Source organism: Streptomyces sp. NPDC051243, assembly GCF_044455405.1.
Classification (GTDB): Bacteria; Actinomycetota; Actinomycetes; order Streptomycetales; family Streptomycetaceae; genus Streptomyces.
Window position 1 is genome coordinate 324,132 of record NZ_JBITES010000001.1, and the last position, 21,122, is coordinate 345,253.

The following is a 21,122-nucleotide window of genomic DNA, read 5'->3' on the forward strand; positions in this document are numbered from 1 at the left end:
CGTCCCTCAGGTCGGCTGTCCGGGAGCCCGGCTCAGGATCAGCTGGGCGTCCTCGGTCCGCCGCTCGTCGCGCGCGCCGCCGTCGATGGAGTCCAGGAGGCCTCCGCAGCGGGCGCAGGTCTCCCGGGCCAGGCCCTGCAGTTCCCGTACCCGGGCCCTGAGGTCGCCCTGCCGCTGCGGGAACTCGTCCCAGAGCCGGTCCACCTCGGCGAGCAGCAGCCCGGCCTGTTCCCGCGCCACCCCGACCAGCGCCGGTGCCCCGGTGCGGCGGGCGAAGTCGAAGACCTTGCCGGAGTACGGCAGCGGCAGGACGGGCAGGCCGGCGAGCGCGGCGAAGATCACGACGTGCAGGCGCATGCCGACGACCATGTCCAGGTGGCTCATGAAGCCGAGGATCTCGCCGGGGCTGTAGGAGTTGTTCAGGATGCGGCCCCGGTCCGGGGCGCTCATCCGGGACAGCACACCGTGGGCGTGCCGGACGTCCTGGCGTTCCATGGGCACGAAGACCACCTGTGCGTCCAGGCGGCGGGCGAGGAAGTCGGCGACGTCGGCGAGCAGCGCGTGGTAGCCGTCCTCGTCGAGCTTCTCCGCGGCCCGGCCGGGTTCGCGCACGGACATCCCGACCAGCCGGCCACCGGTCGGGAGACTCTCGCGCCGCATCATGTCCTCGGTGAAGGGTTCCGGGGTGAGCGTGAGCGCCGGGTCGGCGGTGACGGTGAGGTCACGCTCGACGCCGACCTCCTCCAGGACGAGCCGTGACTCCTCGTCGCGTACCACGACATCGGTCATCTCCGGCAGCACGGTGCGCACCGCCTCCCGGTCGTCCGCGTCACGCAGGGGACCCGCGCCGATCGCGTAGGCGAAGGTGGGCACGCCGCGCTCGTGAGCCGCCTTCACCAGCCGCAGGTAGCGCCGCGCCTCCCCGTCGTACAGGATTCCGCCACCGCCGAGCACGAGCAGGTCGAGTCCCGCGAGGACGTCGAGGACGGGCCGTTGCGGGACGCCCTCCCAGTCGACCACCTCGTCGGCCTCGGGCTGATGGCTTCGGGTGTGGTCGGAGTTGCGGCTGAAGACCACGAGCCGGGCCTGCGGCCGGTGGGCGCGCAGGCAGCTCAGCACACACATCAGAATCGCTTCGTCACCCATGTTGCAGCCGCCGTACGAGCCGAGCAGGCCGATCCGCAGATCCTGCGTGAGGGGCGACGGGTGCTGGTTGATCGTCATCCGGAACTCCCGTTCGAAGGAGGCGGGCGGTACCCACGTGGCTCTCCGGTGGCCGCCGGTCCGGCACGGCAGCGGTATACGGGCCGAGGGCTGTGCCCGTCCGTAGGGACAGTATGGGTGCTCGCGCCCCGCCCGGCCTTTCCACCGCCGCGCCGTGCCCGGCCTGACGGGTACCCGCCGTGCGGCGGCAATGCCTGCGGGCGGCACCGTGTCACCGGTGGGCGACGGGGTACCCGGTCCTGCGCTCGACATGCCGGGTCCCTCCCCCGCCCCGAGGAGGGCCGGCCGACCGTCCCGTGCGCAGGAGGGACCACGATGAGCGTGAGCCACCACACACCGTCGCAGGCCGAGGGCGAGCGCGAGGACGCCGAGACCCCTTGGGCCCAACACCCCGCTCCGGAGTACACGACGCCCTCCCAGGCGGAGGGCGAGCGCGACGACACCCCCGAAACCACCCAGGACGTCGGCGGCCCCGGCAAGGAGGCCTGAAGGCGTCGGCACCGCCGTCACCCGACGTACCTGCGGGCGGGTGACGAACGCCGGGCGCGCTGCAGCGCGGTCAGCCTGCCCTCGATCTCCGGCGGCACCGGGTCGCGTTGCCGCAGCACCCAGGGCAGGCCGGCCGCCGCGCGGGCGAAGGCCCGGGCGGAGGCCACGTCGTGCGGGACCGTGGCCATCAGGTGGGCCGTCTGCCGCAGGGCCGGCAGCAGCGGGCGGCGCAGCCAGGTGAACCAGAGCGTGTTGCGCAGCCCCACGATCCTGCGTGCCGTGCTGTCCCTCAGCACCGAGGCCCGGTGATGAACCGTCAGTTCCTCGGCGTAGCTCAGCCACCAGCCCTGCCGCTGCAGATCGGTGGCCAGGAGTTCCTCCTCGCCGCCCAGCCACAGGCCCGGGTGGAAGCCGCCCCCGGCCCGGAAGGCGTCGGTGCGCATCACGGTGGCGGCCGCGAGGAAGGAGCCCAGGGCGGGCCCGGGCAGCCAGTCGGGCCCGGTCAGGGGGGATTCCCTGAGTTCCGGTACGACGGGATCCTCCGTGCCGTCCGGCTCCACGAGGATGCGGGCGGTGACCGCCGCGAGTCGCGGCCGCTCGTCGAGCAGGTCCGCCGCCCGCCGCAGGCTGCCGGGTTCCCACCAGGTGTCGTCGTCGCAGAAGGCCACATAGCGGGTGCGGACCCGGCGCACCGCGAGGTTGCGTCCGATCGCGCCCAGGTTGCGGCCGGGCCGCAGCAGCACGATGTCGGGGAAGTCGCGCCGGACCGCTTCGGCGGTTGCGTCGGTGGAGGCGTTGTCGGTGACGATGACCTGGGGCCGCTCGGGCAGCTCCCGCAGGCGCCGGAGGGTGTGCAGGAGTTCCGCGCGCCGGTTGTGGGTGATCACCACGACGGTCGTACGGCCGTCCGGCCCGGCGGGCGCCGTGTCACGCTCGCTCATGACGGCCTGCCTCCCCGCTCGGGGGTGTCCGCGTCCAGCAACCGGGCCGCGTGCTCGACGCTGGTCGGCAGGCACCGGCGCCGGGCGACGGCGGCGGGCCACCGTTCGAGCACTTCGCGCAACGCCCGGCGGGCGCCGGGCTCACCGGCGACGGCCGAGGCCGCGAGGCGCGCGCTGGCTCGCAGGGCCACCGGGAGGGGCCGGCGCAGCCACAGGGTCAGCACCGCGTTGCGCCGCACCAGATGGCTGCGGCCGTCGCGGCCGCCGGGCTCGGGAAGGTGACGGGCCGTCAGGGAGGGTTCGTACGTCACCCCCCAGCCGGCGGCCGTCATGTCGTAGGCGAGCAGGGTCTCCTCGCCGCCGAAGAAGAGCAGCGGATGGTAGCCGCCCGTCTTGAGGAAGGCGTCCCGGCGCACCACGCAGGCGCAGCCCAGGAAGCCGAGCACCGGACGGCCGGGAAGGTCGGGCTCGTCCGGCAGCGGCGAGGCGGCGAGCACGGCGTTGAGCGGATCCTCGGCCCGGTCGGGGCCGACGAGTGTGCGGGCGGCCAGCAGGCCGAGGCGGGGATGCGCGTCGAGCAGGTCGGCCGCCTGCCGCAGCGCACCGGGGGTCCACCAGGAGTCGTCGTCGCTGAAGGCGACGTAGGGGGTGTCCGCGTGCCGCACGGCGAGATTGCGGCCGAGGGCACCGGTGTTCTCATGGGGCCTGAGGAGCCGGACCGCCGCGGGATGCCGGTGCACGGCGGCGCAGGTCGCGTCGTCCGACCCGTTGTCCACGACGATCACATGGGGCCGCTCGGGCAGGGCGGCCAGGGCGTCCAGGGTGCGCAGCACGCTCGCGGGGCGGTCGCGGGTGATCACCGCGACCGTGACACGCCCGTCGGGGCCGTCCGCGGGAACCGGCGGCGCGTCAAGAGCGGACTGATGTGCCACGAACGTCATCTCCTTCCCGTGGCTGCGCGGTCGGGCGAACGGCTTGCAGCAGTCTCAGCGCGGCGGTGGCGACCTCTTCGTCCCCGATCCGCAGCAGTTGCGGGTCGGGGACGTCGCCGTGGGGATCGCCCGGCGGACCGGGCTTCCACAGAGCGATGTGACGCTCGGCGCGCGGTGGCCCCCACTGCCGCGGAGAGACCGGGCCGAAGAGCGTCACGGACGGCGTGCCGTGGGCCACCGCGAGATGCGCCAGGCCGGTGTCCCCGCTGATCAGGAGCGCGGCCTGGGCGACGAGCGCCGACAGCGCCCCGAACGGCAGTCCGCCGCGCAGCAGGTCTCCCGGCGGCAGACCGGCGCGTTCGGCGACGTCCTCGACCAGCGCGTCCTCCATGGGCCCTCCGCTGACGACGACGCGACGGCCGACGGCTCGCAGCCGCCGTACGACAACGGCGTACCGCTCGGCCGGCCAGCGGCGAGAGGCGGACTCCGCACCCGGATGGACGACGACGGCGCGCGGCGCCGGGGAGGGCGTGGCGGGCGGGGGCAGCCGTACGTCGTCGGGGTCCGCGGGGATGCCGTAGGCCCCGAGGAAGCGGCACCACCGCTCACGCTCGTGCTCCTCCGGCCGCCACACAAGGGGCCGGACGCGGCCTTCATCCGGTTCGGCGTACGCCAGCAGCCGACGCGGTTCGAGGGCGGCCAGGGCGTCGCGGCTCTCGGGTCCGTTGCCGTGCAGGTCGATGGCGATGTCGGGCGGCGGCCCGGTCCAGTGGTCCAGGGCCGGCACGGCACGGCCCGGCGCCTCGGCCGCCAGGACTCGGTCGACGGCTCCGGTGGCCAGGGCCGCCTCGCGGAGTGCGGGCGGCAGCGCCAGTACGACGTGATCTTGGGCGAAGGCCCGCCGGACGCCTCGCAGAGCGGGCACACCGGCCAGCAGATCGCCGAGGCCAAGCGCCCGCAGCACCAGCACGCGGCGCCGCTCGGGCGGATCGCTCACCGTCGCCTCCTTCGGCTCGACACGGATCGTGCACCGTGGCCTGCGTCCGCTCGGCGGAAGTCGGTCACCGCGGCCTCCGTCCGCCTCCTGCGACCTTCGGCCGTGCGTCCGCCGTCCGGGGGGCCAGGGCCGCTCGCTCGGCGATGCCCGTGGTGGAGCGGCCGTCGAGGTAGGGGAAGAGGACGACCTGGCCGCCCCAGCTCTCCACGAGCGGCGCCTCCGGCAGGCCGGCCAGGGCGTAGTCGCCGCCCTTGGCCCAGATGTGCGGGCGCAGCTCACCGAGAAGCCGTTCCGGGGTGTCCTCGTCGAACACGGCGACCGCGTCGACGCACTCCAGTGCGCGCAGCACGCGGATCCGGTCCGCCTCCGGCACCAGAGGTCGGCCGTCGCCTTTGCGCCGGCGCACTGACGCGTCGGAGTTGACGCACACCACCAGGCAGTCGCCGGTGCGCCGGGCCGCCTGCAGCAGGGCCACATGGCCGGCGTGCAGCAGGTCGAAGCAGCCGCCGGCGGCCACCACGGTCCCGCCCGCGGCCCGCACCCGGGCGGCGGTGCGCAAGGCGTCGTCGGTGGGTTCGGCGTGGGAGGGCGGGCCGGTCGGTGAGGTCGGCTGGGCGTCGGCCGGCGGCCCCGCCGGTTCGGCCGCCGCGTGGTCGTCCATGGCCAGGGACCGGGCGCCGCCTTCGGCGACATAGCGGGTGGCCGCGTGGACGGCCTCCCGCACGGCCGTCTCGACGAGTTCGCCGTCGGCCAGGAGCCCGGCGGCGGTCGCCGCGAACCGGTCCCCGGCCCCGCACGCATCGCCGTCGGCCGTGACCGGCGTCGGCACCAGCAGGGGTGTCGCGCCGTGTGACAGCAGCGCCCCGCGCCCGCCGAGCGTCACCGCCACGGAGGCCGCCCGCCACGCGCGGACGAGCCGGCCGGCGTCCTGCGCCGCCCTGTGCAGCTCGCTGCTGTGCTCGGCCTCCTCGGCATCGGCGGCGGGGCCCGCGAAGGCGTGCGCTTCGGCGGCGGAGGGCGTCGCCAGCCGGACCCCGGGTACCGGTGGCCGGCCACGGGGATGCGGATCCCAGGCGACGGGTACCCGCGTCGCGGCGGCTGCCAGCTCTTCGCGCAGCACCTCGGCGGTGCCCCGCCCGTAGTCGGCGACGAGCACGGCGGTGGCCTCGGCGATCGCCCGGGCCGCCGCCCGCGTTCCCTCCCGGGCTCTTCCCTCGCCGTCGTCCAGGCGCAGCAGGGGGCGGCCGTCCGCGAGGACCCGGGTCTTGCTGGACAGGGCTCCGGTGAGCGGGAGTTCCACCAGGTCGACCCGGCCGGACAGGAGCCTGCGCAGGGTCGCGCTGTCCGGGTCGTCGCCCAGCGCGGTGACCAGGGTGACCGGCCGGCCGTCGGCCGCGGCGAGCCAGGCGGCCAGCGCCGCACCACCGGCGCGGGTGCTGCGCCGGGGACCGCTGACCACCGGTACGGGCGCGTCGGGGGCCAGCCGTTCGACCCGGCCGCAGACGTCGCGGTCGAGCAGGGCGTCGCCGACGACCAGGAGCGCAGCCTGGGCGGTCATGCGCTCCCCTCCTCCGTGAGGAACGCCCAGCGCTCCTGGGGCCGGTGGCGTCGCTCCGTCGTGTCGGCCCGTTCGTGGGTCGGGTGCCGCCGCTCCCATGCCGCCCGGCGTTCGACCGCCTGGTCGAAGGCCTCGCAGAGCATGTGGACGGCCACGAGGTGCAGTTCCTGCACTGTCGCGGAGGTCGCGGCCTCGACGCACAGGGCCTCGTCGGCGGCGCCCGCCAGCGGGTTGGGCGCGGGGCCGGTGAACGCCAGCACGGTCATGCCGAGTCGGTGGGCCTCGCTCGCCGCGACGAGCAGGTTGGCGCTGGCGCCGCTGGTGGACAGCAGCGCGAGGACGTCCCCGGCACGCCCGTGCGCCGCGACCTGCCGGGCGAAGATCTCCTGGACGCCGTAGTCGTTGGCGATCGCGGTGGTGGACGAGGTGTCGGCGTGCAGCGCGAGCGCGGAGAACGGCGGGCGGTCGTCCCGGTAGCGGCCGACCAGTTCGGCGGTGAGGTGCTGGGCCTGTGCCGCGCTGCCGCCGTTGCCCGCGACGAGGAGCCGGGAGCCCGTGCCGAGACGGGCGGCGAGGTCGCTGCCCCAGCGCTGGACCACGGGCCCGGCGTAGCCGCGGAATCCTTCGAGTGCCTTCATCAGGTCGTCGCAGTGCGTGACGTCGGTGGCGAGTTTCATCGGAGGGCTCCCGAGAGCGAGGGGACGTTGGAGACGGCGCTGTAGGCGCGGGTGACGCCTTCGGCCACGCGGTCCCAGGTGTAGCGGGCCAGGACACGGCGACGCCCTTGGGCGCCGTAGCGGGCGAGCAGCTCCGGGTCGTCCAGGAGGCGACGGACGGTGCCGCTGATGTCGTGGTCGTCGTCGGCCGGGACCAGGACGCCGGTGACGCCGTCCACGACGGTGTCGAGCTGCCCGCCGACGGCCGTGGCGAGGACGGGCGCGCAGCAGGCCATGGCCTCGACCGGAACGATGCCGAACGGCTCGTAGCGGGGCAGGGACAGCACGAGGTCGGCGCTGGACATCAGCCCCGGCATCTGCTCGCGGCTCACCCCGCCCAGCAGCGTCACCCGGTCGGCGACACCGCACTCGTCGGCGATGGTGCGCAGCCGCTCGGCCTCGGGTTCGGCGAGGAGCAGGGCGGCCTCGGGTCCGCCGGCGATGAGGAGTTCGGCGTCGGGGACGTCGGCCAGGGCGCGGATGGCGCGGTCGAAGCCCTTGCGGGGGACGAGCCGGCCGACGGCGAGCAGCCGCCGGGGCGCGGACCGTGGCCTGCGGGGCCCGGCGACCGGGGCGAACCGGTCGGGGTCCACACCGCAGGGCACGACGGAGATGTGCCGCCGTGACAGGCCCATGGCCTCGAGTTCGGCCACCTCGTCCTTGCAGGTGGCGATGATGCGGCTGCACTCGCGGCCGACGACGGTCTCGATCGCTGTGCGGTCGCGCGGGCTGGTGTCGGCGGCGCCCTGGTAGCGCCTCTTGACGGTGCCGAGCGCGTGGTAGGTCTGCACGACGGGCACGCCGAGGCCGCGCGCCCCGGCCAGGGCCGCCCAGCCGGACATCCAGAAGTGGGCGTGCACCACGTCGGGTGGCTCCGCCGCCCATTCGCGGGCCAGGAAGTCGCCGAACTCCGGCATGTAGGGCGGGAGTTCGTCCTTCGGTATCGGTGCCGCCGGTCCTGCGGGCACATGGACGACCTGGAATCCGTCGGGTGTGGTGACCCGTTCCGGCAGCCGGGGGTCGTCACGGCGCGTGTACACGATGACCTCGTGGCCCCGGCGGACCAGTCGCCCGGCGAGTTGCGCCACGTAGACGTTCTGTCCGCCCGCGTCCGGCCCGCCGAGCGCGGCCAGCGGACTGGCGTGCTCGGAGACCATGGCGACAAGGCCGGCCGAGGGGTGGCTGGTGCTCATCGGGTGACCTCCTTGATCAGGCGCTCCCAGTCGTCCCGGAAGCGCCGCTCTCCGTAGCGGGCCTGTGCCGCGGCCCTGGCGGCCTCCCCTGTCAGCCGGGCGTCGACGGGATCCGCGAGGAATCCGCGCATGGCGTCCTGCAGTACCTCGAGCCGGTTGGACACCACTCCGGCTCCTTCCGGAACGGCCTCGCGCACCTCGGTGGTGTCCAGTGCCACGACGGGCATCCCGAGGAACATCGCCTCCAGCAGGGACAGTCCGAGCGACGTCCACCGGATGGGGTGGAGGTACATGCGGCAGCGCGCCATCGCCGGGTGCAGCCTGCTCTGCGGCAGATCGCGGCTGCGCAGGCGGTCCGGCGGCAGTCCGACGTGGTCGGCGAGGCCTTCGGTGCGCATGCCGAAGACGTCCAGCGGCACCGCGCGGGCGAACGCGGGCAGCAGGTCGGTTCCTGTCGTACGGCCGCGCCGTACGGGCTCGTTGACGACGACCGCGGCGCGCGGTTCCTCGCCGGTCCACAGGTGTCCGGGGTCGATGATGCCGTGCTCGATCACGGTGGTCGGGGCGCGGCCGTTGTCCCACATCAGCCGGTTGAAGTGGGTGACGTGCACGAGGGTGATGTCGGACCGGCCGGCCAGCGGGTGACGGGTGTCGACGGGCGTCTCGTGCGGGCTGTTGTGCTCGACGTACACGGCCGGTACGTCGATGCCGGGGCGGCGGCCGGTCCACCGCCGGGCCAGTTCGAGTTCGTGCGGCCGTTGCAGCACCATCAGGTCGATGTCGGCCTCGCGCAGCTCGGCGGGGCTCAACTCCTTGACGGTGGACGGCCACTGCCAGGTTCTGGCCCGCCCCAGTCCGTCGGGGCCGCGGTCGGGTGTCACGGGAACAAGGAAGGTGTACGCGCCCTGGACGAACGATGTCAGCCAGGAACCGTGCACATGCCAGACAAGGATGTTCATGTGGACTCCCCCAGGAGTTTGTGCACCGCGGCCACGACGTCATGGGCCGTGACCTCGTCGAGGCACGGATGGCCGGGTACGGGACAGTGCCGGGCCCTGGTGTCCGCGCAGGGCGCGTGCTGGTCGCCGAGGAGCACGCCGGGTACGCCGTACGGCGCCCAGCGCTCCGCCGGGACCACGGGCGCGAACAGGGACACGACCGGTGTGCCGACGGCGGCGGCGAGATGGGCGGGGCCGGTGTTGCCGCACACCAAGGCGTCGGCGGTGCGCAGGATTCCGGCGAGTGTGCGCGGTTCGGTCCGGCCGCCGAGGTCGACGGCGGTGCCGCCGCTGACCTGCCGGGTGAGCTCGGTCTCGTCGGGACCTCCCGTGACGACAACCCGGTGTCCCGCGTCGGCGAGCAACTCGACCGTCTCGGCGCAGCGTTCGGGGCTCCAGGCCCGGGCGGCGGCGCTGGCGCCCGGGTGGAGCACGACGTAGGGGCCGTTGCCTGTCAGCGCGATGGTGTCGGGCGGCGGCAGCACGCGCAGCCGGCCGTCGTCCCCGGGGGGCGGCAGGAAGCCCATGGCGGCCGCGGTGTCCAGGGCGGCCTCGACCTCGTGGCGGCCGGGCAGCCGCCGGTGCCGTACGTCGAGGAGGCGGCCGGGGTGGTCCACGCTGTCGGCGCCGATGCGCGGCACGCCGGCCAGGCGCAGCAACAGGGCGGTGGGCAGCGGGCTTTGGTGGAAGGAGGTGAGCACGAGCGCGGTGTCGAACGCCTCGTCCCTCAGGCGCCGTACGAGACCGTCGGTGTCGGCCTCCTGGACGGTGGGCGGGTCGAAGCCCTCCCACGGCGCCTCCCACACGATCACGTCGTCGATGCAGGGCAGGAGTCGCGCGGCGGGCTCGCCACGGGGTCCGCACAGCATCGTCACGTGGGAGGAGTGCGCCGCCACGGCCCGGACCGCGGGTCCGGCGAGCAGCACGTCGCCGAAGCTGTCGAGGCGTACGACCAGTGCCTTCACGGGCGATCACCCCGGGTCTCGGCCAACGGACGATCACCCCGCGTCTCGGCGAGGATCCGCCGCACCGCCGTGAGCAGATCGGGGGCCGTGCTCGGCGCGGACTCGACCTCGCCCGGCAGAGTGGCCGCGTTCGGCACGAGCACGCCCCGGGCGCCCGCGGCGTGCGCGGCCTGGATGTCGGAGGCGATGTCGCCGATCACCACGCACTCCGAAGGGGGCACGCCGAGGCGTCGTGCGGCTTCGATGACCAGTCCAGGCCGGGGTTTGCGGCAGGGGCAGTCCGCCTCGGGCGTGTGCGGGCAGTAGACCCAGGTGTTCAGTCCGCCGAGCAGGGTGTTCGCTCGGTCGTTGACGCGGCGGACGTCGGTTTCCGTGAGCAGTCCGCGGCCGATGCCGGACTGGTTGCTGACCACGCCGGTCGCGACACCGGCACCGCGCAGCAGTTCCACTGCCCGCCGGGCGCCGGGCAGTGGGCGGACGAGGGCGGGGTCGCCGTTGTAGGGGACGTCCTCGACGAGGGTGCCGTCGCGGTCGAACAGGACGGCGGCGACCGGTGTGTGCCGACCGGTCCGCGGGGTCACGGCGTGCTCCTGAGGGCCGTCGCCCGGCGGTGGCGGATCAGGCCGTCGAGCCAGTGGCGTATCGCGAGCGGCGGGATGACCACGCTGGTGGCGACCATCGTGGTGATCTCGCGTGGGGTGCGCGGTCCGGGCCGGATGCGGGCCAGGGCGAACTCCGCCGTGCCGAGGGCCCACAGGGCTCCGGCGACACCGGCCGCGCGTGGCCGGCCGGCCAGCGCGAGGGCGGGTGCCGTGAGCGCCATGGACGTCACGACAGCGTGCCGGGGCAGCCGGCCGCGAGGTGCCTGGGCGCGTGTCCACCAGTCGGGGCCGTGCAGCCGGGTCATCAGGGCGTCGTCCGCGTTGCCGCGCTGGGCCCGCACGGACACCCAGCGGTCGGCCTCCCGCACCGGGTGGAGGGTCGTACGCCCTCCCCGGTGCAGCGACCACCCGGCCTCGCGCACGCGCAGCGCCAGGTCGGCGTCCTCGCGGAAGGCCCGGCCGAAGCGCTCGTCGAAGCCCTGCACGTCCACCAGTGCCGCGGTCCGGTAGGCCATGTCCGCCGTGGCCCAGGCAGCGTGTTCCAGGCCGGCCGTGCCGCGTTCCCAGTCGGTGGGCCGACGGTCCTCGGGCAGGGGGACGCGCAGGCGTCCCTGGATGCCGCCCGTGGAGGCGCCGGCCGCACGGAGGTCGTCGGTCAGGCGGTGTGACCAGTCGGGCAGCACCTGGACGTCGTCGTCGAGGAAGACGGTCCAGGGCGTGCGCACCGTGCGCCAGCCGGCGTTGCGGGCGGCCGCCGGGCCGCGTCCTCCGGTGCGCAGGGTGCGCAGCCGTGCCCGTAGTTCACCGGCCGCCTCCAGGGGCAGTTCGCCGGTCGGATCGGGGCGGTCGTCGACCACGACCACCTCGTCGGGCGGGTGGCCGGTGGCCGCGGCGAGCGCGCGCAGGCAGTCGGCGAGGCAGGGCCGGCCGATCGTCGGGATGACGACGGAGTAGGCGGGCGCGTCGGTCATGCGAACACCTTCTTCCGCCGGATCGCGAACGGTCCGAGGGCGAGCAGGTCCACGGGCGCGGAGCCGAAGCACTCCAGGGCGTCGCGGGGATCGTCGACCATGGGCCGTCCGGCGGTGTTGAGGCTGGTGTTGACCACGACGGGCAGTCCGGTGAGGCGCTCGAATCCGTCGATCATGCGCGCGACGAGGGGTTCGTCCTGCCGGTCCACGGTCTGGATGCGGGCCGTGCCGTCCACGTGGACCACGGCCGGGATGCGGTCGCGCCACTCCTCGGCGACGTCGTGCACGAAGAGCATGTAGGGGCTGGGCAGCGGCCCGTCGAAGAGGTCGGCGGCCCGTTCGGCCAGCACCATGGGCGCGACGGGGCGGAACTCCTCGCGGCCCTTCACGGCGTTGAGGCGTTCCAGGTTGTCGGCGCGTCCGGGGTGGGCGAGCAGTGAGCGGTGGCCGAGGGCCCGGGGCCCGTACTCGCTGCGGCCCTGGAACCAGGCCACGATGCCGTCCCCGGCGAGTTCGGCGGCGACGGTCTCGGCGATGTCGTCGGGCTCCTCGTAGGGCACGGCCGCGCGCTCCAGCCAGGCACGCAGTTCCTCGTCGCTCCAGCCGCGGCCGAGTGCGGCGGTCGGCATGGCCTCCACGGCTTCCTTCTGGTTCGCGACATGGAGCGCGGCGCCGAGCGCGGTGCCGGCGTCTCCGGCGGCGGGCTGTACCCACACGCGGCGGAAGGGCGTCTCGCGGTGGATCCGGGTGTTGGCCACGCAGTTGAGCGCCACACCGCCGGCGAACGTCAGCACGTCCTCACCGGTACGGTCGTGCAGCCACCGGGCGAGGCCGAGCAGGACCTCCTCCAGGCACGCCTGCGCGCTGGCGGCGATGTCGGCGTGGTCCTGCGTCCAGGCGCCGCCCGGCAGACGCGAGGGGACGATCGTCCCCCAGGGGACGGGGCGGGCCCGGAATCCGCCTTGGTCGTCCAGGTGGACGTACTGGCGCAGTTGGCCGAGGAAGCGGGGCTTGCCGTAGGAGGCCAGCGCCATCACCTTGAACTCGTCGCTGCTGCGCAGGAATCCGAGGTGCTGGGTGAGGTCCTCGTAGAACAGGCCCATCGAATCGGGGAGCGACTGGGAGCCCAGCACGGTGAGTTCGCGGTTCGCGTAGCGGCCGGCGAGGTGGGAGCCGCACTCGCCGCGGCCGTCCAGCACCAGCACGGCGCTGTCGGGGTACGGGGCGGCCTGCCCGGCGGAGGCGGCGTGCGCGACATGGTGGGCGACGAAGCGGACCTTGTCCGGGTCGAGTCCGGGCAGCGCCTCGGCGAGGAACTCGGGGGCGCGGCGAGCGTATTCCTGACGCAGGTGGTCCCAGGGGTCGTACAGACCCAACTGCTCGGCGGGACGGGCCAGTCGGGGATCGTACGAGTAGGCGACCGCGTCCAGGTCGGACGGGGTCAGGCCCGCCCGGTCCAGGCACCATCGGGCGGACAGTTCGGGCAGTTCCCAGGCGGAGAAGGGGACGGGGCGCTTGCCGTGCTTGCGTCGGCTGAAGCGTTCCTCCTCCGCCGCTGCCACGATCCTTCCGTCCACCACGAGCGCTGCGGCGGGGTCGTGGAAGAGGGCGTTGATTCCCAGGACGCGCATGCGTTGCCTCCGTGCGGCGTAGGGGAAGGGGGGCTGTCTCGCCTAGGGCGCCGGATCGGCCGCGGACTGCGCCGTGGCGAAGTAGGCGATGGTCTGCTTGATGCCCTCCTCCCAGGGCACGCGCGGTGTCCAGCCGAGCAGTTCGCGCGCCAGGCCGGTGTCGGGGCGGCGGCGCTGCGGGTCGTCGGTGGGGCGGTCGACGTACACGATGCGGGAGGAGGATCCGGTCAGTTCGACCACGCGCTGGGCGATCTCGCGGACCGTGACCTCGTCGCTGCCGCCGATGTTGACGGGGCGGACCGAGTGGCTCGCCGCGACCAGCAGGACACCGTCGACCGTGTCGTCGACATAGCACAGGGACCGCGTCTGACGGCCGTCCCCCGCCACCGTCAGCGGTTCGCCGGCCAGTGCCTGGCTGACGAAGGTGGGCACGGCGCGTCCGTCGTGTGCCCGCATGCGCGGGCCGTAGGTGTTGAACAGGCGGACGATGCCCGCGTTCGCGTCCCGCTCCCGCACATGAGCGGTGACCAGCGCCTCGGCGAAGCGCTTGGACTCGTCGTACACACTGCGCGGGCCGACCGGATTAACGTTGCCCCAGTAGTCCTCCCGCTGCGGATGGCACAGGGGGTCGCCGTAGACCTCGGACGTCGAGGCGAGCAGGAAGCGGGCTCCGTCACGCTCGGCCACGGCCAGTACGTTGCGGGTGCCCAGGCTGCCCACGTCGAGCGTCTCCAGAGGCAGCCGTAGGTAGTCGACCGGTGACGCGGGGCACGCGAAGTGCAGGACCAGGTCGTACGGGCCCGGCAGCCGCTGCGGGGCGTCGGGCGCCGAGACGTCGCACTCGACGAACCGGAAGCCGCGCCGCCCTTCGAGCTGCGCGATGTTGGCGCGCGACCCGGAGGACAGGTTGTCGGCGCAGTCGACTTCGACGTCTGAATCCAGCAGGCGCTCGCACAGATGACTGCCGAGGAAGCCGGCGCCGCCTGTCACCAGAGCGCGTTGCCATGTACATGACGAGAGTGCGTTCATGGGACTTCCTTCGTCCGCGCACGGAGGCGTCAGGCGGTCGGCGCCCGGCACGCGCGTACGGCGCGGCACACGAGGGTTTCTGAGAGCTGCGGAAAGCTTCGGCGAGGTTTCCCGGAGCTATGAACGAGAGTGAAAGAACATGTCGCTGACGTGCGCTGAGCGGCGGGGCCGCTCTGGCGGGCCGCCGGTTCCGGCGACGCCCTGACAGTAGTTCCCGTGCCAGTTGTTTTCACACGTTGATTCCCACTATGCGACGGTTCGCAGACAGTCGCGACTCCCCGTGTGAGCACGCCGACCGAGGGCACTCGGAGCCGCGGCGGATCCGCCCGGACCGCCGTTGACGGTGGAGGTGAAGGACATGGGTCATGGTGGGAACGTCATCGACGAGCTGGTGACCGATCACCGCGAGGTCGAGCAGCTCTTCGGCCGGATCGCGGGGCTCCCGTCTGGCGACAAGGACCGCAAGGTGTACGCCGACCAGGTCACGATCGAGCTGGTCCGGCACTCGGTCGCCGAGGAGGCCTATCTGTACCCGGCCGTGCGCGAGCACGTCGCGGGTGGGGACGCCCTGGCCGACAAGGAGATCGACGATCACTCCAAGGCCGAGCAGATCATGAAGGACCTGGAAGGGTGCGACGCCGATGATCCCGAGTTCGACCGGCTCATCGACACGCTGATGAACGAGATCCGCTCGCACATCGCCGACGAGGAGGAGAACCTCTTCCCCAGGCTGCGCGCGGCATGTCCCGCGAGCACCCTCGACGAGCTGGGCGACAAGGTGCGTCAGGCGAAGAAGATGGCGCCGACCCGCCCGCACCCGTCCGCCCCGGACAAGCCGCCGGCCAACAAGCTGCTGGCGCCGGGTGTCGGCATGGTGGACCGCATGCGCGACGCGCTGACGGGACGCGGCAAGAAGCACTGACCCCACCCGGGCGGACGGCCGTGCGGCCCGGCCGCCCGAGGGCTGTGAGCAACCACACTCGATCAACCAAATACGGGAGTTTCCCGGGCAGTTGACCCCCGAGCGGCGATGCGGCGCAGGGCAGGCGTCGTCGACTCGGGGGTCTCGTCTGTAACGATGGTCCGCGCCGTGACCGACTCGGTGGAACCCGCCGCGCAACGCAGCCGGTGATCCCGGTTCCCCGGTCACTCCGCTGACTCCTCCTGGTTTGTCGGGTACCGCACTGTGTCTTCCACCACCCCTGCCCTGCCCCCGTCTGCGCCGAAAACCGCTTCCGTCCCGTCCAAGGGCGCGTCCCGCTCGCCCTGGCGGTCGCTGCGGTACCGCAGCATGCGGTGGTGGTCCGTCGCCAACTTCCTGTCGAACGCCGGTACGTGGATGCAGCTGACGGTGCAGAACCTGCTCGTCCTCCAGATCACCGGCTCCGCGGTGGCGACGGGTCTGTCGATGTCGGTCCAGGCCGCGCCCGCGCTGTTCATGAGCCTGCTGGGCGGCACGGCCGTGGACCGCTGGCCCCTGAAGCTGACGGCCGCCGTCAGTCAGGCGCTGCTCGGTGCGGTCGCCTTCACCACGGCCGTGCTGGTGGCGCTGGACCAGCTGGACATGACCTCCCTGATGGTGCTGGCCGCCGTGACCGGCATGATCGCCACCGTCGACGGACCGGCGTGCGCCCTGCTCGGCAACGATCTGGTTCCGGTGGAGGACGTCCCCTCGGCCATCGGCGTCGGCGCGCTGGTGCACAACGCGGGCCGGCTCGTGGGCACCGCACTGGCCGGTGTGACGGTCGGCTTCCTCGGCACGGCCGCCGCGTACGCGGCGAACGGCCTGTCGTTCCTCTTCGTGGCCTCGGTCATCCCGTTCCTGCGCCCGGCGCCCGGCGCGGTCCGCCACGCCACGCGGCTGCGCGCGGCTCCCGGCCGCGAGCGCGGCAAGGCGGATCCCGACATGACCGTGCGCCAGGGCCTGCTCTTCTTCGCACGCCGGCCCCGCCTGGTCGCGCTCGCCGCGGTCACCGGGCTCAGCTCGGTCTTCGGCCGCAACTACGGCCTCACCCTGGCCGTGCTCGTCACCGGACCGCTCGCGGGCGGCGCGGGCGCCTTCGGCACCGTCTCCACGGTTCTCGCCGTCGGCGGCATCCTGGGCGCGGTCCTCGGCGCCCGGCTGCGTCGGCCCTCCGTCCGGCTCGTGGGCACGCTGGCGGCCGCGGGCGGTCTGCTGCAGGTGGCGGCGGGGCTGTCCCCGTCGCTCGCGGTACTGCTCGTCATGGTCCTGCCGATGGCCGTCGTGGAGTCCGTCTCCGACACCGCCGGAACCGCCGTACTCCAGACCGACCCGCCCGCCCACCTGCGGGGACGCGTGCTCGGCGTGTGGAGCAGCATCGGCACGGTCTGGGGTCTGGGCGGCCCGCCGGCACTCGGCCTCCTCATGGAGCTGGCCGGGGCCCGCGGCGCCCTGGTGACGGGTGGGCTGATCATCGCGGTCACGATCGGAACGGGCCTCGTCCTGCGGACCCGCCGGGTGCCCACGCCGGTGACCCTGCCGACCAAGGACGGGGACGTCACCGAACGCGAAGCGCTCGGCACGGCCGCCTGACCGCTCGGCACGGGCGCGCGACGGAAGGCGCGACGTGGGGCCGCGCTTCACATGCTGAGTGCCGGCGAGCAGCGCGGCGACGCCCTCGGGCCGGCGCGCTCTGCACGGCGCCCGCGCCCTGCGCGCCAACGCCCTCGGCGACGACGGGCAGGGCGCGGGCGAGTCTCTCCGCCCCGGTCCGTTCGTCGGGAGGTCGCTCGGGGCACATGGCCGCGAGCAAGGTGGGCCGGGGGCTCGCAGGCCAGTCGTGGGCACGAGCCGGGCGGGCGCTGCTCGCGGCACGCCGGGCAGCAACGGCCGGGGGATCCGTCCGTGATCACGCCGGGACGCTCAGACACGAGCCATACGGCCGCCGCACCCGGCACCCCACCCAGCAGCAGCCAGGGGACCCCTACCGTGGGCGCCCCCGAAACACTCAGACACAAGCCATACGGCCGCCGCACCCGGCACCCCGCCCAGCAGCAGCCGGGGGATCCGTACCGTGGGCGCCCCCGGGACGCTCAGGCGATGAGCGCCTGCCCCGGACCGAGGCGCTCGTGGAGCGCCGGGCGGTGCAGGGCCGCCACGGGGGCCAGGAGGTCGGGGTGGCGCAGCAGGGCCGCGGCCTGGCGGTCGCGGGTGTCGGGGGACACCAGGCGCCGGAACTCCACCGGCACACCGCTCGTGTGGCCGCCGTCGGCGATCGCGGCGACCGCCAGCCGGGCCAGCTCGCCGTCGGTGAGCAGGCACGCCGCCCAGCTGGCCACGACCTCGTCGACCCAGGTCCGCCAGGCGAAGTCGTCCTCCGCGTCGTGTGCCGTCGCGTCCGCGCCGGTGATCCAGTCCAGACCGGCCGAGCCGCCGGGGCCGGCCATGCCGACGAGCGCGGCGTCCGTCGACGTCGGGTAGCGCAGCCATGCCGCGACGGTGACGGCCTGCCGGGCCTGCACCTCGCCCAGGGCGGCGGCCAGCGCGCCGCCGGACGCGGGGTAGGAACGTGTCAGCCACTGGGTGGTCGCCGCGATGAGCGGGGAGAGATCTGCGAGCACTGCCGAGCCGTCCGGGGTACGGGAGGGGATCCCTCAGATGAACGGGATTCATCAAACGGTAGCCCGACGCCCCGCCCGGCGAACACGCCTGTTCCCCCATGGGCGGCGTGGCCTCCCCCACACTGCGAGGCGACGCCTCAGCCCCGGGAGCGGTCCTCGGCGTCGACGGACTTCACCCGCCCGGGCCGCGCGAGATGGTAGACGTGGAACGCCCGCCCGATGACCGGCTGTGCGACGTTGCGCACCTTCACACCGCCGCTGGTCATGCCGTGCTCCGTGCCCAGGTGCGCGTGCCCGTGCACCGCGAGGTCGGCGCCCGCCGTGTCGATCGCCTCGGCCAGCAGGTAACTGCCGAGGAAGGGGTAGATCTCGGGCGGCTCACCGGCCAGTGTGTCCGGCACCGGGGAGAAGTGGGTGAGGGCGATGCGTACGTCACAGTCCTGCCCCGCCAGTTCCCGCAGGGAGGCCAGCAGGGTGTCGGCGCGCCGACGCGAGTACCTGACGAACTCCTTCATGACCGGCTCGCCGAACTCACCGGCACAGCGCCCCACGAACCCGCCGCCGAAGCCCTTCGTACCGGCCACGCCGATGCGCGCGTGGTCGTTGCCCACCACGGTCGCCTGCCCTTCCAGTACCTGCGCTCCCGCGTCCCGGAGCACGGCGCTGACCTCGTCGGGGCAGTCGGCGTGGTGATCATGGTTGCCCAGGACCGCGACGACGGGGACCGCCAGGCCCTCGATCTCACGCGCGACCACCCGCGCCTCCTCCGGCGTGCCGTGCCTGGTGAGGTCCCCGGCGAGCAGCAGGACGTCGGCGCAGTCGGGCAGGGTCTCGAACGAGGGACGGAGCAGGCCCTTGCTCTCGGGCCCCATGTGAATGTCCCCGACGGCCGCTATCCGGATCATTCGACCTCCTCGGCGTGATCGGGCGCGGCGGTGTCCGCGACCACGATGTCGCAATGGACCGGGGTGCCCGGCAGCTCTTCGCGGGCCATGCGCAGGACGTCGTCACGAGACTGCTCGGACGGGACGGTGCCGGTCAGCAGGACCGCCGCGCCGCGGATCTCGATCCGTACCCCCAGCTCGCCGAGGTCCCCGGCGGCAAGGTGCTCGGCGAGATGGGCCACGCGGTAGTCAAGGTTCCCCGCTCCACCGGCGCCGGGCGCGGGCCTGGCGGCGTATTCGCTCATCGGGGCTCCTCCCGGGGGGCGATGACGTTGAGGCGTTCGAGGAGGAAGAAGAACGCGGCGGGCATCGGCTCGTCCCCGCAGGAGCGGCGCAGGTCCTCCCAGTCGACCTTCTCGCGCAGGGCGCGGGCGGTGGCGAGGGCCGGCCCGAAGTCGCAGTAGTGCTCGGAGAATGCCTCGATCAGGCCCCGCATGAGTTCCGTCGGCGGCAGGACCGGCATGTGCACCGAGTCGACCGGGACGTCCTGCGCCCGGGCCAGCAGGTCCGTGGTGACCGGCCGGTGCGCCAGCTCGAAGAGGAAGTCCACGTCCTGCCCGAGGCAGGTGGTCTTCATCAGCCAGTCCTCCGGCGGGATGCGCACCGTCAGACCCGCCTCGGCCAGGGTGGCCGCCACTGCTTCGGCGTCGGAGCGGCGTACGCAGAAGTCCGCGTCGTGCTGCAGATGACCGCTCCCGCCGTGTGCGTACACGGCGACGCTGCCGGCCAGGGCGAAGCTGTGCCCCTTGCGTTTCAGCAGCGCGCCCACCTGTTTCGCCGCTTCGAGAATCGCCTGGCTGCGATCACGGGGCAGTTCCTGGTTGTTCAGCGGCTGCGATTCCCGCACCGACGGCGGTGCCTCCGCGACCGGGCGCAGATCGGGAGACCCGGGTTGCCGAGCGGGCGTCACACGCTCCCGGTTGCGCGTCATGCCGACTCCGTTCGCCGTCCGGCCGCCCGGCGCGGGCCCCGGCCAGGGCCCGTGCGGACTCGGAAAACCCCCGAGTACCCGACCGGCCCGGTTTCGATACGGCACGCCATGACCGACCCGCCCGGTTTCGATCCACGACCCGACACGCCCGGTTTCAGTACGCCGTGCCCTGGATACGACGCGCCTCCACAGGCGCGCTTCGGACGCGGCACAATCGTCGGTGGACAGACGGCGGGGCGTCGCCGGGCCGGGCTCGTTGCCCGTACGTCCGCTCAGGCCGCGGTGTAGCCGAGTTGGCGTCTCATGAACGGCGTCATGAGCGTCTTCGCCTTGGCCAGCGTCGTGGTGCGGCTGCCGAGGACCGCCGTCTCGCCGCCCGGCACGGGCAGCAGCGTCACTCCGTCGGCCGGGCCGAACGGCACGATGATCGGGGTGCGGTGGATCGGCCGGTAGAAGCGGGGCTCCTTGCGGTGCTTGCCGGCGCTGTTCAGATAGGCGCGGATGTTGTGCGCGGCCAGGTCCGCCTGGGCGAGGGCGGCCGGGGTGATCTTGATCTCGGTGGCGTCGTTCACATCGCCCACGGCGAACACGTCCAGCCATCCCTGGACGCGCAGCGCCTGGTCGACCTTCACATGGCCCGTCGGGTTCAGCCAGTCGCCGTGCCCCGCCAGCCGTAGCCAGAGCGTGTTGGGCGTGGTGCCGGTCGCCCAGAAGGACTGGTCGGCCTCGATGATGTTGCCCTGGGCGTCGCGATAGGTGCCGAACTCGAAGCCGGGGGACATGAAGGCGTCCAGCCGCACCGCCACGTCGTGGGACTCGAGCCAGGTTCGCGCCTTGCGTCCGGCGCGGGTGCTGCCCGTGGAGTGCAGCAGTTCCGGGCCGGAGTGGGCGAGGGTGACCCGGGCGTCCGGCCGGGCCAGGCGGATCTCGGCGCTGAGTTCGACGCCGGAGGGCCCGCCGCCGACGACCAGGATGTGCTCGGCGCCGGCGATCTGCTGCTGGTGCGTGGCGAAGGACTTCGCCGCCTCCTCGGCGGTGGTGCCGGAGAAGCGGGCCGGTTCGGGGTAGTCGGCGCCGGTGGCGATCACCAGCACGTCGTACGGCAGCCGCTCCCCCGTCGCCAGCGCCACCTGGCGCTCGGCGGTGTCGATGCGGACCGCCTTGCCGACGACCACACGGCCGTTGGTCAGCAGCCGGTCGTACGGGATGAAGGGGGTGAACGACCAGTCGGGCCGAACTCCCGCGCGCAGCGAGGCGATGCGGTGGAAGAAGACGTCCTTGCGGTCCACCAGCGTGACGCGCGCCGTCGCGTCCAGTCGCTTGGCCAGTCGGACGCCGGCGTAACCGCCGCCGATGATCAGTACGTCGCCGTCGAGCACGCCGGGTCTCCTGTGCGCTGGTGGGGGAAGAAGGAGCGGG

General features: G+C 73.7%; 21 protein-coding genes. 3 read left to right on the plus strand and 18 right to left on the minus strand.

Translation table 11 applies throughout. The features are described from left to right. Window positions 1–6: 6 nt before the first annotated feature. Window positions 7–1,224: a polysaccharide pyruvyl transferase family protein gene (locus ACIBAG_RS01460; protein ID WP_399099661.1), complete on the minus strand. Its 1,218-nt coding sequence runs from the start codon at window positions 1,222–1,224 to the stop codon at window positions 7–9. 315 nt (window positions 1,225–1,539) lie between these two features. Here ACIBAG_RS01460 and ACIBAG_RS01465 point away from each other — a divergent pair, with 315 nt between their 5' ends. Continuing rightward, window positions 1,540–1,713 (plus strand): hypothetical protein, encoded by a 174-nt coding sequence (locus ACIBAG_RS01465; RefSeq protein WP_399099663.1) that lies wholly within the window; start codon window positions 1,540–1,542, stop codon window positions 1,711–1,713. Window positions 1,714–1,730: 17 nt separating this feature from the next. On the opposite strand, the gene ACIBAG_RS01470 is transcribed toward ACIBAG_RS01465, so the two are convergent. The 12 genes from ACIBAG_RS01470 to ACIBAG_RS01525 all read right to left on the minus strand — a co-directional run bounded on the left by ACIBAG_RS01470 (window position 1,731) and on the right by ACIBAG_RS01525 (window position 14,246). Next, window positions 1,731–2,654, minus strand: coding sequence for a glycosyltransferase family 2 protein (locus ACIBAG_RS01470; RefSeq protein ID WP_399099665.1), 924 nt, complete (start codon window positions 2,652–2,654; stop codon window positions 1,731–1,733). Further along, entirely contained in the window at window positions 2,651–3,595 is a 945-nt protein-coding gene (locus ACIBAG_RS01475; RefSeq protein ID WP_399099667.1) for a glycosyltransferase family 2 protein, read from the minus strand. Before ACIBAG_RS01475 ends, ACIBAG_RS01470 begins: the two co-directional genes overlap by 4 nt. Next, window positions 3,564–4,583, minus strand: a complete 1,020-nt coding sequence (locus ACIBAG_RS01480) for a glycosyltransferase family 9 protein (RefSeq protein ID WP_399099669.1) — start codon at window positions 4,581–4,583, stop codon at window positions 3,564–3,566. The genes ACIBAG_RS01475 and ACIBAG_RS01480 overlap by 32 nt, the downstream gene beginning before the upstream one ends. Before the next feature lie 64 nt (window positions 4,584–4,647). After that, entirely contained in the window at window positions 4,648–6,141 is a 1,494-nt protein-coding gene (gene rfaE2, locus ACIBAG_RS01485) for a D-glycero-beta-D-manno-heptose 1-phosphate adenylyltransferase (protein WP_399099671.1), read from the minus strand. Further along, window positions 6,138–6,818, minus strand: coding sequence for an SIS domain-containing protein (locus ACIBAG_RS01490; RefSeq protein ID WP_399099673.1), 681 nt, complete (start codon window positions 6,816–6,818; stop codon window positions 6,138–6,140). Before ACIBAG_RS01490 ends, rfaE2 begins: the two co-directional genes overlap by 4 nt. After that, a complete protein-coding gene (locus tag ACIBAG_RS01495; RefSeq protein ID WP_399099675.1) occupies window positions 6,815–8,050 on the minus strand; it encodes a glycosyltransferase in 1,236 nt (411 codons plus the stop codon). The genes ACIBAG_RS01490 and ACIBAG_RS01495 overlap by 4 nt, the downstream gene beginning before the upstream one ends. Beyond that, complete coding sequence (locus tag ACIBAG_RS01500) at window positions 8,047–9,009, minus strand: glycosyltransferase (RefSeq protein WP_399099677.1); 963 nt, start codon at window positions 9,007–9,009, stop codon at window positions 8,047–8,049. Before ACIBAG_RS01500 ends, ACIBAG_RS01495 begins: the two co-directional genes overlap by 4 nt. Continuing rightward, the gene (locus ACIBAG_RS01505; RefSeq protein WP_399099680.1) at window positions 9,006–10,013 is read right to left on the minus strand and encodes a glycosyltransferase family 9 protein; all 1,008 of its coding nucleotides are present in this window, start codon (window positions 10,011–10,013) and stop codon (window positions 9,006–9,008) included. Before ACIBAG_RS01505 ends, ACIBAG_RS01500 begins: the two co-directional genes overlap by 4 nt. Then, window positions 10,010–10,594, minus strand: a complete 585-nt coding sequence (locus ACIBAG_RS01510) for a D-glycero-alpha-D-manno-heptose-1,7-bisphosphate 7-phosphatase (protein ID WP_399099682.1) — start codon at window positions 10,592–10,594, stop codon at window positions 10,010–10,012. Before ACIBAG_RS01510 ends, ACIBAG_RS01505 begins: the two co-directional genes overlap by 4 nt. Then, on the minus strand, window positions 10,591–11,586 hold the full coding sequence (locus tag ACIBAG_RS01515) for a glycosyltransferase family 2 protein (RefSeq protein WP_399099684.1): 996 nt from the start codon (window positions 11,584–11,586) through the stop codon (window positions 10,591–10,593). The genes ACIBAG_RS01510 and ACIBAG_RS01515 overlap by 4 nt, the downstream gene beginning before the upstream one ends. Beyond that, the gene (locus ACIBAG_RS01520) at window positions 11,583–13,217 is read right to left on the minus strand and encodes a carbamoyltransferase (protein ID WP_399099687.1); all 1,635 of its coding nucleotides are present in this window, start codon (window positions 13,215–13,217) and stop codon (window positions 11,583–11,585) included. Before ACIBAG_RS01520 ends, ACIBAG_RS01515 begins: the two co-directional genes overlap by 4 nt. A gap of 42 nt (window positions 13,218–13,259) precedes the next feature. After that, window positions 13,260–14,246: an NAD-dependent epimerase/dehydratase family protein gene (locus tag ACIBAG_RS01525; protein WP_399099689.1), complete on the minus strand. Its 987-nt coding sequence runs from the start codon at window positions 14,244–14,246 to the stop codon at window positions 13,260–13,262. Between the two features lie 358 nt (window positions 14,247–14,604). Between ACIBAG_RS01525 and ACIBAG_RS01530 the strand changes: the two genes are divergently transcribed. Then, window positions 14,605–15,168, plus strand: coding sequence for a hemerythrin domain-containing protein (locus tag ACIBAG_RS01530; RefSeq protein ID WP_399099691.1), 564 nt, complete (start codon window positions 14,605–14,607; stop codon window positions 15,166–15,168). A 369-nt stretch (window positions 15,169–15,537) separates the two neighbouring features. Then, window positions 15,538–16,800: an MFS transporter gene (locus tag ACIBAG_RS01535; protein ID WP_399099693.1), complete on the plus strand. Its 1,263-nt coding sequence runs from the start codon at window positions 15,538–15,540 to the stop codon at window positions 16,798–16,800. Window positions 16,801–17,300: 500 nt separating this feature from the next. Here ACIBAG_RS01535 and ACIBAG_RS01540 read toward each other — a convergent pair whose 3' ends face one another. The 5 genes from ACIBAG_RS01540 to ACIBAG_RS01560 all read right to left on the minus strand — a co-directional run bounded on the left by ACIBAG_RS01540 (window position 17,301) and on the right by ACIBAG_RS01560 (window position 21,082). Continuing rightward, on the minus strand, window positions 17,301–17,828 hold the full coding sequence (locus ACIBAG_RS01540; protein WP_399099695.1) for a hypothetical protein: 528 nt from the start codon (window positions 17,826–17,828) through the stop codon (window positions 17,301–17,303). A gap of 137 nt (window positions 17,829–17,965) precedes the next feature. Beyond that, entirely contained in the window at window positions 17,966–18,733 is a 768-nt protein-coding gene (locus ACIBAG_RS01545; protein WP_399099697.1) for a metallophosphoesterase, read from the minus strand. Further along, window positions 18,730–19,017, minus strand: coding sequence for a BON domain-containing protein (locus ACIBAG_RS01550; RefSeq protein ID WP_399099699.1), 288 nt, complete (start codon window positions 19,015–19,017; stop codon window positions 18,730–18,732). The genes ACIBAG_RS01545 and ACIBAG_RS01550 overlap by 4 nt, the downstream gene beginning before the upstream one ends. Beyond that, complete coding sequence (locus ACIBAG_RS01555) at window positions 19,014–19,703, minus strand: hypothetical protein (protein WP_399099701.1); 690 nt, start codon at window positions 19,701–19,703, stop codon at window positions 19,014–19,016. The genes ACIBAG_RS01550 and ACIBAG_RS01555 overlap by 4 nt, the downstream gene beginning before the upstream one ends. Before the next feature lie 272 nt (window positions 19,704–19,975). Continuing rightward, a complete protein-coding gene (locus ACIBAG_RS01560; RefSeq protein WP_399099703.1) occupies window positions 19,976–21,082 on the minus strand; it encodes an NAD(P)/FAD-dependent oxidoreductase in 1,107 nt (368 codons plus the stop codon). Between the last annotated feature and the right edge of the window lie 40 nt (window positions 21,083–21,122).